12 protein-coding genes are annotated in these 14,610 nt (G+C 74.4%); 11 read left to right on the top strand and 1 reads right to left on the bottom strand.

Annotation, left to right across the window (positions count from 1 at the left end; translation table 11 throughout):
* Positions 1-432 precede the first annotated feature (432 nt).
* The 10 genes from GCU69_RS10135 to GCU69_RS10090 all read left to right on the top strand — a co-directional run bounded on the left by GCU69_RS10135 (position 433) and on the right by GCU69_RS10090 (position 12,180).
* Positions 433-3,048: an alpha-glucuronidase family glycosyl hydrolase gene (locus GCU69_RS10135; RefSeq protein ID WP_156205738.1), complete on the top strand. Its 2,616-nt coding sequence runs from the start codon at positions 433-435 to the stop codon at positions 3,046-3,048.
* 153 nt (positions 3,049-3,201) lie between these two features.
* Positions 3,202-3,945 carry a hypothetical protein gene (locus GCU69_RS10130; RefSeq protein WP_156205737.1) on the top strand — a complete coding sequence of 248 codons (744 nt, stop codon included), beginning with the start codon at positions 3,202-3,204 and terminating at the stop codon, positions 3,943-3,945.
* Between the two features lie 23 nt (positions 3,946-3,968).
* Positions 3,969-5,207: a sensor histidine kinase gene (locus GCU69_RS34330; RefSeq protein ID WP_156205736.1), complete on the top strand. Its 1,239-nt coding sequence runs from the start codon at positions 3,969-3,971 to the stop codon at positions 5,205-5,207.
* Positions 5,204-5,887, top strand: coding sequence for a response regulator (locus tag GCU69_RS10120; protein WP_098754620.1), 684 nt, complete (start codon positions 5,204-5,206; stop codon positions 5,885-5,887). Before GCU69_RS34330 ends, GCU69_RS10120 begins: the two co-directional genes overlap by 4 nt.
* Before the next feature lie 342 nt (positions 5,888-6,229).
* Positions 6,230-7,003: a helix-turn-helix transcriptional regulator gene (locus tag GCU69_RS10115; protein ID WP_098754618.1), complete on the top strand. Its 774-nt coding sequence runs from the start codon at positions 6,230-6,232 to the stop codon at positions 7,001-7,003.
* A 242-nt stretch (positions 7,004-7,245) separates the two neighbouring features.
* Positions 7,246-8,295, top strand: a complete 1,050-nt coding sequence (locus GCU69_RS10110; RefSeq protein WP_156205735.1) for an iron-siderophore ABC transporter substrate-binding protein — start codon at positions 7,246-7,248, stop codon at positions 8,293-8,295.
* Entirely contained in the window at positions 8,292-9,338 is a 1,047-nt protein-coding gene (locus GCU69_RS10105) for a FecCD family ABC transporter permease (protein ID WP_156205734.1), read from the top strand. The genes GCU69_RS10110 and GCU69_RS10105 overlap by 4 nt, the downstream gene beginning before the upstream one ends.
* Before the next feature lie 76 nt (positions 9,339-9,414).
* Positions 9,415-10,386: a FecCD family ABC transporter permease gene (locus tag GCU69_RS10100; protein WP_235978376.1), complete on the top strand. Its 972-nt coding sequence runs from the start codon at positions 9,415-9,417 to the stop codon at positions 10,384-10,386.
* Positions 10,383-11,285 (top strand): ABC transporter ATP-binding protein, encoded by a 903-nt coding sequence (locus GCU69_RS10095; RefSeq protein ID WP_156205732.1) that lies wholly within the window; start codon positions 10,383-10,385, stop codon positions 11,283-11,285. Before GCU69_RS10100 ends, GCU69_RS10095 begins: the two co-directional genes overlap by 4 nt.
* A 394-nt stretch (positions 11,286-11,679) precedes the next feature.
* Positions 11,680-12,180 carry an MSMEG_1061 family FMN-dependent PPOX-type flavoprotein gene (locus GCU69_RS10090; RefSeq protein ID WP_156205740.1) on the top strand — a complete coding sequence of 167 codons (501 nt, stop codon included), beginning with the start codon at positions 11,680-11,682 and terminating at the stop codon, positions 12,178-12,180.
* Positions 12,181-12,389: 209 nt separating this feature from the next.
* Here the strand turns inward: GCU69_RS10090 and GCU69_RS10085 are convergent, their stop codons facing one another.
* Positions 12,390-13,025 carry an acetoacetate decarboxylase family protein gene (locus GCU69_RS10085; protein WP_156205731.1) on the bottom strand — a complete coding sequence of 212 codons (636 nt, stop codon included), beginning with the start codon at positions 13,023-13,025 and terminating at the stop codon, positions 12,390-12,392.
* Positions 13,026-13,788: 763 nt separating this feature from the next.
* On the opposite strand from GCU69_RS10085, the gene GCU69_RS10080 reads away from it, so the two are divergent.
* A complete protein-coding gene (locus GCU69_RS10080) occupies positions 13,789-14,559 on the top strand; it encodes a hypothetical protein (protein WP_156205730.1) in 771 nt (256 codons plus the stop codon).
* The last annotated feature ends 51 nt before the right edge of the window (positions 14,560-14,610 follow it).

The raw sequence follows: 14,610 nt of genomic DNA, 5'->3' as shown, positions 1-14,610 counted from the left end.
CCGGCGCCGGCCCGCACCGCAGGACCGGGTGCCCCGCCTCGGCTCTCGCGACGGGGCCCGGGGCTTCGGCATCCGCCCCCGCGCCCGGGGCCCAAGTCCTCCGCGTCCGCCGCCGGCCCCTGGCCTGTCGTCGCTCTTGACGCACCGTGCGGTTGTTTCCACACTCGGTCCGTACTCCTCGGTGGCCCCGCCCGGCCACCGGGCGCCGGACGGCACCGGCGGCGCTGTCGCCGGCCGGCCGTTCCCTCCCCCGGTCCTGCGCGCGCACCTCCGTTCTCCGCGGAGCCTCCCTCCGCCGAGAGGCACCAACTGCCCGGTACGGAAAGCGGGACGGCCGGGCGGACGCCGCGCACTCCTCGGGGGCTCCGCGCCACCGGACGACCGGACGCCCGCCCGGTGTCCGGCACACGCCCCCCCCGAAGGAGAGCGCAGATGAAGGCACACGCGCGGTACCGGGCCTCCTGGCGAGCGGTGCTCACGCTGCTGCCGGCGGCCGTGCTGGTGGTGACGTCGCACGCCTGGGGCCCGCCGGTCGCGGCAGCGGCCTCCGCCCCGGCCGGCGCGGACGACGCCTACGACGGCTCCGACATGTGGCTGCGCTACCCGCCGGTCGAGGACCCGGGACTGCGCGACCGGTACCGGGAATCGGCCACGTCGATCGTCGTGGAGAACGCCGGGCAGAACCCGGTCCACCGCCACACGCGGAACCTGCGCATGGAGCCCGGCGCCCGCGAGAAGCTGGTGGCGACCAGCCTGGAAGCGGCCCGGGACGAGCTGGACCGGGGCCTGGACGGCCTGCTGGACCGGGACGTGCCGGTGACGGAGCGGCCCGGCGAGCCCGTACCGGACGGTGCCGTGGTCGTCGGCACCCCCGGCAGCTCGCCACTGGTGCGGGAGTCGGTGCCCGCCGCCGACCTGGCCGGGGTGGGCGAGGAGGGCTACGTCGTGCGCTCCGTGACGCGGGGAGAGGGCGGGTACACCGTCGTCGCGGGCAACACCGAGGTCGGCGCCCTGTACGGGACGTACGCGTTCCTGCGCCTGGTCCAGACCCGGAAACCCGTCACGGATCTGGACATCTCCGAGTCACCGAAGATCCGCAACCGCCATCTGAACAACTGGGAGACGGTGCGCCTGTACGCGGGCAACAACGCCGACGGCACCGGCGGGCTGAACGGCGAGAACGGCTCCGTCTTCAACTTCGCCGCGACCGGCCCCAGCGCCGGCCGCAACCTGCCCGTCGTCCTCGACCGGTACATCGTGGTCGCCCGCGCCCTGGCCTCCACCGGCATCAACGGCATCACCGTCAACCTCGTCAACGCCGACAACGTCTATCTGACGGACGCCTACATCGAGCAGGAGGCCGCGCTCGCCGACGCCCTGCGGCCGTACGGCGTCACGATCGCGCTCTCCATCAACTACACGGCGCCCACCGACCCCCGCTTCGCCCCCGACACCCTCACCGAGGCGCAGCTCGATCCGTACGGCGACGCCTTCCGGGGCTGGTGGAACCGCAGGGCCCGCACGATCCAGCAGGCCGTGCCGGACTTCACCGGTTTCACCGTGAAGGCCAACTCCGAGGGGCAGCCGGGCCCGCAGGACTTCGGCTACGACCACGGGGACGGCGCCAACGGCATCGGCGCGGCGCTGGAGCCGCTCGGGATGACGGTGTACTGGCGCACGTTCGTGTACGACGCCGATGTCGACAGCGACCGGCTGAAGCGCGCCTATCTGGAGTTCGGCCCCATCGACGACGAGGTGCAGGAGGACGGCAGCGAGGGGCGCGTCGCGGAGAACGTCTTCCTGCAGACGAAGAACGGGCCGCTGGACTTCCAGGCGCGCGAGCCCGTCCATCCCATGTTCGGCCGGATGGAGAACACCAACCAGGCGTTGGAACTGCAGATCACCCAGGAGTACACCGGCCAGAACACCATGCTGGCCTACCTCGGCCCCATGTGGCAGGAGGTGCTGCGGACCGACACCTACGCGACGGACGAGGACGGCGGCCTGCTGGAGCACCGCCGCGTCGGTGACATCGTGGACGGAACCGCCCAGGGCCACCCGGACACGGCGATCGTGGGCGTGGCCAACCTGGGCAACGCAGCCAACCTGACGGGCCACCACTTCTCGCAGGCGAACCTGTACGCGTTCGGGCGCATGGCCTGGGACTGGACGCAGGACTCCGGACGGCTCGCGGACGACTGGGTGCGGATGACGTGGAGCAACGAAGGCCCGGTGGCCGACACCGTCGTGCGGATGATGACGGGGTCCTGGGAGGCGCTGGCCGGCTACCAGACTCCGCTCGGCATCGGCCACCAGTTCGCCGCGGACGTCCACTACGACCCGTACCCCTCCCAGTGGTTCGTCCGGGACGACTGGAGCCCGGTCTACTACAACCGGGCGGACAGCGCCGGCCTGGGCTACGACCGCTCCCCCACCGGCAGCAACCTGGCCGCCCAGTACTTCCCGGTGCTGCGGGAGCGGTACTCGGACATCCGAACCACGCCGGAGGACCTGCTGATGTGGTTCCACCATGTGCCGTGGGGCCACCGGATGGAGAGCGGCAGGACGTTCTGGGAGGAACTCGTCGGCCGCTACCAGACCGGGGTGCAGTACGTGACGTGGATGCGGGAGGCATGGGACTCGCTGGAGCCGTCCATCGGCGCGCGCCGCTTCGCGGAGGTGCGGGAGAAGCTGGCGGCCCACGAGGCCGACGCGCGCAACTGGCGGGACACCTGCGTGGACTACTGGCGGGAGTTCAGCGGCCGTCCCATGCCGGTGGACCAGGGCCCCGCCTCGGCGTCGGTCGTGGTGAACGGGCAGGAACACGGCGGCTTCGACCTCTCCGAGGACTCCTACACCATCCCGGTGCCCGCCGGGGCGTCACCCGAGATCACCGAGGTCCGCACCCGGGACCCGCGGGCCCGCCACGAGATCGTCTCCCAGGCCGCGGGCGTTCCCGGCCGGGCCGTGGTCAAGGTGACCGGGACCTCGCCCTTCGGGCCGCTGGTCAAGAACTACGTCTTCGAGATGGTGCCCGGCACGCAGTGAGGCCCGTGCCGGCGGGCGGGCGTGCCCGAGCCGGAGCCCGGGGACGCCCGCCCGGGGGCCGCCCGCGGGGCGGGCCGTACGACCACGGTCCGACCCGGAAGTGTGGACCCTCCTCCGACGACGCGGTGCGCGCCGCGGCGCCATCGTGGCCCCATGACCGTCACTTCCCCGCCGGCCGCCGTCCCGGACCCGGCCCTCCCGGCCCGCCGGGTGGGCGCCGCCTCCCTCGTCCTCGGCCCGCTGCTGCTGCTCACCGGCGTACTGCTGCGCCTGCGCTTCGACTTCTTCTTCCCCGCGCAGCTGAGCGCGTACGGGCGCCGTCCCGGCCTCATGGCGGCCTCGTACGGCTTCGTGTCCGCCGGGTGGGTGCTGCTCTGGCCGGGAGTGGTGCTGCTGGCCGCCCGGATCGGCGAGCGGTTCCGGGAACTCGCGGTGTGGGCCGGTGTCCTGACGGTCCTCGGCCTCTTCGCCCGCGCCTTCCACGCCGGTGCCGACCATCTGGGCTTCCAGCTGGTGACCGTCCACGGCGCCGCTTCGGCGACGCGGACGGTGGGCGAGACCTACGGCGCGTTCCATGTCTTCAGCGCGCTGAACGCCGCCGTCATGGGCGGCTGGCTGCTGCTGGCCGTCGGCGCGTACCGCTCCGGGGTGCTCGGGCCGCTGCGCGCGCTGGCCCTGGCTTCGGCGTCGCTGATGCCGCTGGGGGTGCTGAAGGGAACGACACCCGCGTCGGTCGCCGCCGCCGCGGGGCTGTGCGTCGCCCTCGTGCCCCTGGGCGCCGCCGCGTTGCGCGGCCCCGCGGCGGCGCCGCGCGCGGCCGCGGTCACGGTCGCCGGAAGGCTTCTCCTGGTGGCGGCGGCCGGAACCGCGATGGTCCTCTTCGGACGGGCCGGATGAGCGCCGGCCGGTATCGTGCAGCGATGCACGCGATGGGGTGGCGCCTGCGGACCGGTGCGCATCTGCTGGCGGCCGACGCCTGCGCGGCGGCCGTCGTGACGGCCGGTTACGCGGCGCTGGCCGGCCAGGACGCCTCGGACGGCCTGCCCCGCTTCACCGGCCCGTGGTGGCTGGGCTGGCTGGTGGCCTTCGGTGTGGGCGGGCCGCTGGCCGTCCGGCGCCTGTGGCCGCTGCCCGCCCTGGCCGTGATCCTGGGCGCGTCGGCCACGGCGACACTGCTCGACATCACCCGGGACCCCTACGTCTCCGCGGCCCTGGCCCTCTACACGGTGGCCCTTCTCGAGCCGGTCCGCCGGGCCTCGGCGGCGCTCGTCCCGGCCCTGGCCGTCCCGGCGGCCGCGGTCCTCGCCGGTGAGGCGGCTCTCACGCCCTCCGGCCCGTGGCCGGAGGCCGCCGGAACGGCCGCCCTGGTCTGGCTGGTGAGCGGGGCCGCGTGGGCCGCGGGCCGTACCGCGCGCGAACGGAGGGCCCGGGCGGCCCGGAGGGAGCGGCGGCGGGCGGAGGAGGCACTGGCCGAGGAGCGCCTGCGCATCGCCCGGGAACTGCACGACATCGTCTCGCACAGCCTGAGCGTGATCGTGGTCAAGGCGTCGGTCGCCAACCATGTCGCCGAGCAGCGACCGCAGGAGACGCGCGATTCCCTGCGGGCGATCGAACAGACCGGCCGGGAGGCGCTCACCGAGATGCGGCGTGCCCTGGGGGTGCTGCGCGGCGAGCCCGCCGGGCAGGGTGTGCGGGAGTCCGGCCCGGCGCGGCCGGCGCCACCGCCCGGCCTGGCCGACCTGCCACCGCTCGTGCGGCGGGCCGAGCGGGCGGGCATTCGGACCGAACTCCGCACCCGGCTCGCGGTGGACCTCCCCGCGGGGACGGCACTGGCCGTCTACCGGATCGTGCAGGAGGCGCTGACGAACGTGGTCAAGCACGCCGGCGACGGAACACACTGCCGGGTGACGGTCACCGCCGACTCGCGGGAGGACGTGCGGATCGAGGTGGTGGACGACGGTGCCGGGCCCCCGGCCGCGTCCGGCCGGGCGGAACTGGGGGGCGGCCACGGGCTCGTGGGGATGCGCGAACGCGTGATGATGTACGGCGGGACGCTGGCCGTGGGGCCTCGGCCCGGCGGCGGGTTCGCCGTGTCCGCCCGTCTTCCGCCCGAACCCGCCCACGCCACGGCCACGGGCCGGGAGGAGAGGACCGCGTGACCGAACCGATCCGGGTGCTCGTCGCCGACGACCAGTCCCTGCTCCGCGGCAGCTTCCGGGTGCTCGTCGACACCGCGCCGGGGCTGACCGCGGTGGGCGAGGCGGGCAGTGGTGCCGAAGCCGTCGAGAGCGCGCGGCGGCTGCGCCCGGACGTGGTGCTGATGGACATCAGGATGCCCGGCATGGACGGCATCGAGGCGACCCGGCGGATCGCCGGATCTCCCGGGACCGCGGGGACACGCGTCCTCATCCTCACCACCTTCGATCTCGACGAGTACGTGTACGGCGCCCTCCGTGCCGGTGCCGCCGGCTTCCTCCTGAAGGACACCTCCCCCGGGGTCCTGCTCGCGGGCATCCGCACCGTCGCCGCCGGGGACGCGCTGCTCGCCCCCTCGGTGACCCGCCGCCTGATCGCCGAGTTCGCCCGGCTGCCCGGGGCGCACCGTCCGCGGGGCTCCGCGCCGGAGGGCCTCACCGAGCGCGAGCGCGAGGTCCTGGTGCTCGTGGCCCGCGGCCTCTCCAACGCGGGCATCTGCGAGTACCTCCGCCTCAGCAACGGCACCGTGAAGACGTACATCGGCCGGCTGCTGAACAAGCTGGGGGCGCGGGACCGCGCGCAGCTGGTGATCAGCGCCTACGAGTCCGGGCTCGTCAGCGCCGCCCGGGAGGCCGGCGGGTGAGCGGTGCGGGACAGCGGCGGGCCGCGGCCGGCCGCTGAGCGGGACCGGAAGCACTGCGGGGCCGGAAGCGCTGCGGGACCGGAAGCACTGCGGGGCCGGAACGCCGCGGGCCGCGGCCGGCCCAGGTCCCCTGCGGGCACGCCGGTGTGCCGCTCGCTAGGCTGCGGGCATGCTGTCGCCCTCATGCCCGGCCGGTTCCGTCCGCCCGCCGACGGCACCGGCCGGGGCCACGACCGGGGCCACCACCGGGGCCACGGCCGGGGTCACGGCCGGGGCCACGACGCGGGTCCCGCGCGGGCGCGCCGGCGGGCCGCCGGCCCCGGTCGCGTGCGGAGGGTCCGCATGACCAGGGAGACCCGCGTCCTGCCGGTCGTCGCCGCGGGTGCGGTGGAGACACCGTTCGCCATCCAGGGCTACGACGAGGTCATCACCCGCGACACCGTCTGGGGCGAACACTCCCACCCCTTCCACGAGTTGCTGTGGAACGAGCGGGGCGCGTCCACCGCCGTGGTGGGTGCGCGGGTCTGGACGATCACTCCCGCCCTGGGGATGTGGATGCCCGCGGGCACGCTGCACTCCGGCTCCGCCGTCGCCGGGACCTGGTTCCGGGCGAGCTTCTTCGGTTTCCACGCCACCCCGTCGATCTCCGACACACCGGTGGCCGTCGAGATCACCCCGCTGCTGAGGCTGCTGCTCGAACGCCTCGGCGACCAGCGGCTGTCCGCCGCCTCCCGGTCGACCACCGAGGCGATGGTCCTGGACGCCCTCGAACCGTCACCGCGCGAACTGCTCGTCCACGCGCCCACGTCGGCCCTGCTGCGCCCGATCGCCGAGGCGTTCCACGAGAACCCGGGTGACCAGCGGACCCTCGCGGACTGGGCGGCGGTGCTGGGCGTGAGCACTCGGACGATCACACGCGCGTTCCACGCGGAGACGGGCACCAGCTTCGCGCGCTGGGTCGCCTCCCTCCGGGCTCAGCACGCTGTGGCGCTGCTCACCCGGGGCTGGGAGGTGGAGGCCGTCGCGGAGGAGGTCGGCTACCGGTCGGCGAGCGCCTTCGGAGCGGCGTTCCGGCGGACGACCGGGCTGACTCCGGGCACGTTCCGGGCACCCTGACCGCCTGTTCCCCGCCATCTGCACGGCCCCCTTTGCCCCTCTGCGCCCGGCCGGATGTCCCGATCGCCATATCGGCTGTCCCATCGGATCGATTGCGACAGCGATCTCCTTTATCTAAAGTCACCAAGGCAAGCCTTACCTAAGTGCTTGTGCAGTGCGGTGCACACTCCACGACGGCATCCCGGGGCCCGGGCGTGCGAGAACCGGCACCTCCGGCATTCGGACCAGTGGAGTTTCGAGACATGCGTTCACATCGCCTTCGGCTGCTCTCCGTGGCGGCCGCCTTCCTGACGCTCGCGGCGTGCGGCGGTCCCTCCGCCGCCGAGAACGAGGGCGGGGACGGGGACAAGGGCACCGGGAGTTCCTCGGGCGCGTTCCCGCTCACGATCGAGCACGCCCTCGGCGAGACGACCATCGAGCAGAAGCCGGAGCGCGTCGCCACGGTGAACTGGGCCAACCACGAGGCGCCGCTGGCACTCGGCGTGGTCCCGGTCGGCATGGCCGCCGCGGACTTCGGTGACGACGACGGCGACGGCGTCCTGCCCTGGGTCGAGGAGCGGCTGGACGAACTCGGCGCCGAGACCCCGGTCCTGTTCGACGAGACCGACGGCATCGACTTCGAGGCCGTGGCCGACACCAGGCCCGACGTCATCCTGGCCGCCTACTCGGGACTGACCGAGCAGGACTACGCCACCCTGAGCGAGATCGCCCCCGTCGTCGCCTATCCCGAGGCCGCGTGGGCGACGCCGTGGCGCGAGATCGTGCGGATCAACAGCAGGGCCATCGGGCTCGCCGACGAGGGCGAGAAGCTGATCGGCGGCCTCGAGGACGACATCGCCGAAACCGTGGCCCAGTACCCGCAGCTGAAGGGGAAGTCGGCGATGTTCATGACGCACATCGACCCCAACGACGTCAGCCAGGTCGGCTTCTACACCGCCCACGACACCCGCACACAGTTCTTCGAGGACCTCGGCCTGAAGATTCCCGGCAGCGTCGCGAAGGCCTCCCGGGGCACGAAGAAGTTCGCGCTGACGCAGAGCGCCGAGCAGATCGACGTGTTCGACGACGTGGACATCATCACCGGGTACGGCGACGACAAGGGGAAGCTGACCCGGACGCTGCGGAAGGACCCGCTGCTGTCCAAGATCCCCGCCGTCGGGCGCGGTTCGGTGTACCTGCTCCCCGGCAGCTCACCGCTGGCGACCGCGGCCAACCCGACACCGCTGTCGATCCCATGGGTGCTCGAGGACTACGTCGCCGCACTCGCCGAGGCAGCGGACCGGGTCAAGTGACAACGTCCGGCACCCGCCGCGCGCCGGACGCCGCCGCCCCCGCGCGGCGCCCGGCACCCGGGCGGGCACTGTGGCTCCTCGCCGCGGTCCTGGTGCTGGCCGCGCTGATGACGGCCTCCCTCGCGTTCGGCTCCCGGGCCGTCACCTGGTCCGACGTGTGGGCCGCCGTCGGGGGCGCCGACACCACCCTGGAACAGGCCGCCGCCACCAAACGGATCCCGCGCACCGTCCTCGCCGCGGTGATCGGCGCCGCCCTCGGCCTCGCGGGCGCCGTCATGCAGGGCGTGACCCGCAACCCGCTGGCCGACCCGGGCATCCTCGGCGTCAACATGGGCGCCTCGCTCGCCGTCGTCACAGCGGTCGCGTTCTTCGGGCTCACCTCGCCGGCCGGCTACGTCTGGGTCGCGATGGCGGGCGCGGCGCTCGCCGCCGTGTTCGTCCACACCGTCGGCACGCTCGGCCGCGGCGGCGCCACCCCGCTGAAGCTGGCGCTCGCCGGAGCGGCCACCGCGGCGGCGTTCGCCTCGCTCGTCACCGCCGTCGTGCTGCCCCGCAACGACATCGCCGGCGGGTTCCGGCTCTGGCAGATCGGCGGTGTGGGCGGCGCCTCGTTCGCACGCATCGCGCAGATCCTGCCGTTCCTCGCGGCCGGCTTCGCCATCTGCCTGCTGTCGGCCCGGGCGCTGAACTCGCTCGCGCTGGGCGACGAACTCGCGGCCGGGCTCGGGACACGCGTCGCCGCGGCGCGGGGCGTGGCCGCGCTGGGCGCGGTCGTGCTGTGCGGTGCGGCGACCGCGGCCGCCGGACCGATCGGTTTCGTCGGTCTGGTCGTACCGCACACCTGCCGGCTGCTCGTCGGCGTGGACCACCGCTGGCTGCTGCCGTTCGCCGCGCTGCTCGGCGCCGCGCTGCTCACCGCCGCCGATGTGATCGGACGGGTCGTGGCACGTCCCGCGGAACTCGACGTGGGCATCGTCACCGCGCTCGTCGGCGCCCCGTTCTTCATCTGGATCGTCCGCCGGCAGAAGGTGCGTGCCTTGTGAGCCAAGACCTCCTCACACCGGCCCTCTCCGTCCGGGCCGTGGCCGCCGGCCGGGTCGGCGCGCCCGGCGGAGGCGCGTGGTTGTCCTCACGACGGCCCTGCTCGTGGCCGCCGTGTTCACCGTGACCCTGATGGCCGGACAGACCTTCTACCCGCTCGACGACGTGGTGCGGGTGGTCTCCGGCGAGCAGGTCCCGGGGGCTTCCTTCACCGTCGGGCGGCTGCGGCTGCCGCGCGCGGTGCTCGCGGTCGTGGCGGGCTTCAGCTTCGGCCTGGCCGGCGTCACGTTCCAGACGATGCTGCGCAACCCGCTCGCCAGCCCCGACGTCATCGGGATCAGTTCCGGCGCGAGCGCCGCGGCGGCCGTCGCGATCGTGACGCTGTCCCTGGGCCGGACGCAGGTGTCGGTCCTCGCGATCGCCGCCGCCCTCGCGGTGGCCCTGCTCGTCTACACCCTGGCGTTCAAGGACGGCGTGGCCGGCACCCGGCTGATCCTCATCGGCATCGGGATCTCCGCGATGCTCGACAGCCTCATCGCCTACGTGCTGTCCCGGGCCCCCGAATGGGACCTCCAGGAGGCGGCCCGCTGGCTCACCGGCAGCCTCAACGGCGCGACCTGGGAGCAGACCACGCCCGCCGTGGCGGCCCTGGCCGTGCTCTGCCCCGTCCTCCTGTCACAGGCGCGGAACCTCTCCGCGATGCAGCTCGGCGACGACACGGCCTCCGCTCTCGGGGTACGGGTCGAACGCACCCGCGTCACAGTGATCGTCGCCGCCGTCGGACTGATCGCGTTCGCCACCGCGGCGGCCGGCCCGATCGCGTTCGTCGCGTTCCTGTCCGGCCCGATCGCGGCACGGACGGTCGGACCGGGCGGTTCGCTGCTCGTGCCCGCCGGGCTCGTCGGTTCCCTGCTCGTCCTCGTCGCCGACTTCACCGGCCAGTTCGCCTTCGACGCCCGCTACCCGGTCGGCGTCGTCACCGGCGTCCTCGGCGCCCCGTACCTCATCCATCTCATCATCCGCACCCATCGGGCGGGAGGCTCCCTGTGACCACGACCCATGCCCTGGCGGCCGAGGACCTCACCCTCGGCTACGGCGACCGCACCGTGATCGAGTCCCTCGACCTGGTCGTCCCACCCGGCCGGGTCACCGCGATCGTCGGCGCGAACGCCTGCGGCAAGTCGACGCTGCTGCGCTCCATGTCCCGCCTGCTGGTACCCCGCACCGGCCGCGTCGTCCTGGACGGCAAGAGCGTCCACCGGATGCCGGCCAGACAACTGGCCCGCACCCTCGGCCTGCTGCCGCAGTCACCGGTCGCCCCCGAGGGCATCACCGTCGCCGACCTCGTCGGCCGGGGACGCCACCCGCACCAGGGGATGTTCGCGCGCTGGAGCACGGACGACGACGCGGCCGTGGCGGCTGCACTGGAGGCGACGGACACCGCCGGCCTCGCCGACCGGGCCGTGGACGAGCTGTCCGGGGGCCAGCGCCAGCGGGTGTGGATCGCGATGGCGCTCGCCCAGCAGACGGATCTGCTGCTGCTCGACGAGCCCACCACCTTCCTCGACGCGAGCCACCAGATCGAGGTCCTGGACCTGCTGACGGACCTGAACCGGTCCCGGGGCACCACCGTCGTGATGGTGCTGCACGACCTCAACCTCGCCGCCCGCTACGCGGACCACATCCTCGCCCTCGCCTCGGGCCGGCTGCACGCCGCCGGACCGCCGGCCGAGGTGCTGACCGGCGACACGGTGCGGGCGGTGTTCGGCCTCGACAGCCGCATCATCGAGGACCCCGTGTCCGGCAGGCCCCTGATGCTGCCCATCGGCCGGCACCACGTCAGGCCGTCCGGGGCGCACCGGGACGCGGTACCGGACCCCGCCGGGCCGGAGGAAGCCCCCGGCCGCGAACGGGAGGCCGCCTGCCCGGAGCCCGGAGCCGCCCGCTGACCCGTACGTGCAGCCGGGCCGCGTGCGTGCGGCCCGCTCGCGCCGACTCCGCCCCGCCGACGCCGACTCCGACCCGGCGACGCCGCCACCGGGCATCGCCGGGCGGCCCGCACCTGCCGGCCCGCGCGTCCGCCGGTCCGGTACGCGGCCGGACACCGGGCCGCTCGCGCCCGCCCGCCCCGACGCGGACGCCCGACCTCACACACCTGGAGCAGCCTTGCCCCGCAGAACCGCCGGGACCGGCACGCCGCCCCTCACGCCCTCCCGCACGCCGCCCCTCACGCCACGGCCCGGTGGCGTACCCGAGGGCGTCCCCCGCGACCTGCCCCACGACGTACCGGAGGACGACTTCCCCGATCCGCGGGGGCCGGGCTCGCCCCGTGGCCGGTTCGCCGTGCTGCGCTCCCGCACCGAACTGCGGGAACTGCTCGGCGAGCCCTACCCGATCGTGATCGAAAAGGTGCACGACCGGCTCACCGACGACGACACGGACATCATCGCCCGCTCACCGTTCTGCCTGCTGGCCACCTCCGGCGCGGGCGGGGCCTGCGACGTCTCCCCGCGCGGTGACGCGCCCGGCTTCACCCGTGTCGTGGACCCGGGCACCCTCGCCCTTCCCGAACGCCCCGGCAACCGGCGGGGCGACAGCCTGCGCAACATCCTCGACAACCCGCACGCGGGGCTGCTGTTCCTGGTGCCCGGCAGTCGTGACGTGCTGCGGGTCAACGGCAGGGTCCGCATCCTGACCGACGCCCCCTTCTTCGAGGCCCTGGCCGACAACGGGCGGCGTCCGGACCTGGCCCTGCTCGTCGAGATCGAGGAGATCTACCGGCACTGTGCCCAGTCCCTGCACCGCTCCGGCCTGTGGGAACCGGCGGCCCGGGAACACGGCTGACGAGCCCCCCCCGAACGCCGCCCCGGCCTGCTCCTGCTCCGGCCGGGGCGGCGTTCGGCCGGAAGGCCGCAGACAGGGTGGTACGCCCGGGCGGCACCGGCCGGGCCGGGTCACCGCCGCGTCGAGCCCCATCCGCGTGGTCAGCCGCCGGTTACCCGCACGGCAGCAGAGGCAGGCCGCCCGCCGGCCGGGGGAACGCAGGTCGACGCCTAGTGGCCGCCCACCGTGCCGCGGAAGCCGCGGACGGCGATCGAGAGCCGGGGCCGGTGGTCGTTCAGGAACGACAAGGGCGAAGACGGCTCGGCCGCCGTGCGGGCGCGGCCGGTGGAGGGCCGTCCGCTGATGCGCACCGGCACGCGGCACGTCGTTCCGTCCGGCCGCTGCTGGACCAACTGGGCGCGCGCCCGCAGCCGGCACGGCAGCCGGGGCCCGTCGCGGAAGCCGACGCTCACGGCGGGGACGCCCTCGCCGGCCAACCGCCCCTGCGTGCCCCCGCGGCCGGTCCGCAGGGTCAGCTCGCCGAGCTGCTTCGGGATGCCCCACAGGGCACGTCCCCCGGCCAGGGCTCGTTCGTCGTCGACCCACGCTGCGACCGTGCTGCCCATCAGGCGCCGTTCGTGCCGTACGGCCAGAGCGATGAGGAACTCCCGGTAGGCGAGGACACCATCGGGCCGGTAATCGACCCAGAACGTGAGCAGGGTGCAGCGCCGCCGCACGATCAGGGGGCGGGCCGTGGGCGGCAGCCGCCAGCGCGGCAGGTCGTCCGGGGGGACGCGCCACAGCGAGACGACCATGTCGCCCGTGAGGTGCCACGGTTCGGGCGGGAAATCAACGGGCTCGTGCATGCCGGGCGGGCCTTCTTCGTCGGTTCTCACTGGTACGGGGCACGGGTGCGGTTCGCATGTTCGCACGGCACCGGTCGTCGCGGAGCGCGGTCCGCCGTCGGCCGGCCTGCCGCCGCCGGGCTCGGGCCGCCGCTGCCGCGCACGACACGGTGGCGTGCCTCCCGTGCACGGCGGCCCCGGCCGTGAAGAACGTGTCGCGTTCGATGTCGGCGGCGACGCGCCCCCGGGGCTCGCGCCTGCGGGCGAACCGTGCTTCTGTGTCCGGCCGCGGCAACCGTACGGAGCGCCGCCACCGGCCGTACCGTCCCCGTGTACCCGCACGCACCCGCCACGAAGCCCCTGGCGCGGAGGTCACCTCACGTGCCGGCGGGTCCGGCGCCCGGGCCGGACGGGCGCGGTCGGGACAGGCGCTGTCCGGACGGGGCTGTCCGGACGGGAGCAAGCGTGCTGGACGGGCGCGAGCGGGATGGACGGGCGCGAGCGGGATGGAGTGCGCCCGCCGCTCGGCGGATCCGCCGCGGCTGGACGGCGGACGGCCGCGGTGTACGGCGTCCGTCCGCGGTATACGGCATCCGTCCACCAAGGGTGAGGGCCGGGCCGGACGACGTGCGAGGGCCGGGCCGCGACGGGCGGCGGCCGGCCGCGAGTTTCGGAATTGCCGGTTCGGAGTGTCGGGATTGCTGAAAACCTGGCCGGGACCGAACCCCGGGTGGTCCCCCGCCCTCTTCCGGGCGGGGCCGGGTTCGGGCCGAGGAGGGGCGTCATGGCCTGGCTGATCGGGGCCGCGCTGGTGGGGGCGGTGATCGTGGCGGTCGCGATCCGCCGCGCCCGGAGCGAGGGGAGGCCCTGGCCGGGCTCCGACATACCGCTGATCATCGGACCGGCGGGGGCGACCGTACTCGTGAGCATCGTGGTCACGGGTCTGGTGCTGGTGGGCCTCGTGGTGTGGCTGCTGATGCTGTTGCCGCCCGTCAACGACGCCGTGTTCGGCGACCAGCCGCGCAAGCTCAACGACTTCGCCCGCATGTGCGAGGACGGCGGCAAGGGCGGCGGCGAGCCCTTCCCGCGGGCCGCCGCGTACGAGCCGGGCGCGGGCCGGACGCCGCACCCGTGGGTGGCCGTCGAGAACGGGCGGCGGGCCGCGTACTCCTCCAGGGGCACGGAGACGAAGGAGCCCGCCTGGGGGGAGAAGCCGGAGCCGGGGACGGTGCAGTTGGTGGCGTGCAGCGTGGAGTCCGGATCGGTGCCGGGGACGGAGATCAGCTGCGGCTACACCGACAACCCGCTCGGTGCCGGCTCAGCGACCCACAGCGTCGAGTTCTCCCAGGGCCGCTACACCGTCGCCGTCTTCGAGGCCCGCACCGGCGACCTGGTCGGCAGGGGGACGGTGGAGGGCGACGAGGATGTGGAGTGCTCGAAGTACGTCTCCGCGGAACTCACGGAGCCCCGCACCACCAACCCCCGGTGGGAGGCGTACGCCGACCTGATCGCCGGTCTCGGCGCCGCCCCGCCCGGTTCGCGGGCTCACCGGTGAACAGCGGGCGCGCCGGGCGGGCTTGCCCGGTGTGGTGCGGGCCGCGGCGGC

Origin of the sequence: Streptomyces lycii (genome assembly GCF_009735685.1) — a bacterium.
Classification (GTDB): domain Bacteria; phylum Actinomycetota; class Actinomycetes; order Streptomycetales; family Streptomycetaceae; genus Streptomyces; species Streptomyces lycii.
Note: the sequence above shows the minus strand (reverse complement) of the source record. Positions and strands in the feature narration are given on the sequence as shown.

Coding starts and splice junctions, on each gene's coding strand:
- GCU69_RS10135 (WP_156205738.1), top strand. CDS start 433: ATGAAGGCACACGCGCGGTACCGGGCCTCCTGGCGAGCGGTGCTCACG.
- GCU69_RS10130 (WP_156205737.1), top strand. CDS start 3,202: ATGACCGTCACTTCCCCGCCGGCCGCCGTCCCGGACCCGGCCCTCCCG.
- GCU69_RS10085 (WP_156205731.1), bottom strand. CDS start 13,025: ATGCACGAGCCCGTTGATTTCCCGCCCGAACCGTGGCACCTCACGGGC.
- GCU69_RS10110 (WP_156205735.1), top strand. CDS start 7,246: ATGCGTTCACATCGCCTTCGGCTGCTCTCCGTGGCGGCCGCCTTCCTG.
- GCU69_RS10080 (WP_156205730.1), top strand. CDS start 13,789: ATGGCCTGGCTGATCGGGGCCGCGCTGGTGGGGGCGGTGATCGTGGCG.
- GCU69_RS10115 (WP_098754618.1), top strand. CDS start 6,230: ATGACCAGGGAGACCCGCGTCCTGCCGGTCGTCGCCGCGGGTGCGGTG.
- GCU69_RS34330 (WP_156205736.1), top strand. CDS start 3,969: ATGCACGCGATGGGGTGGCGCCTGCGGACCGGTGCGCATCTGCTGGCG.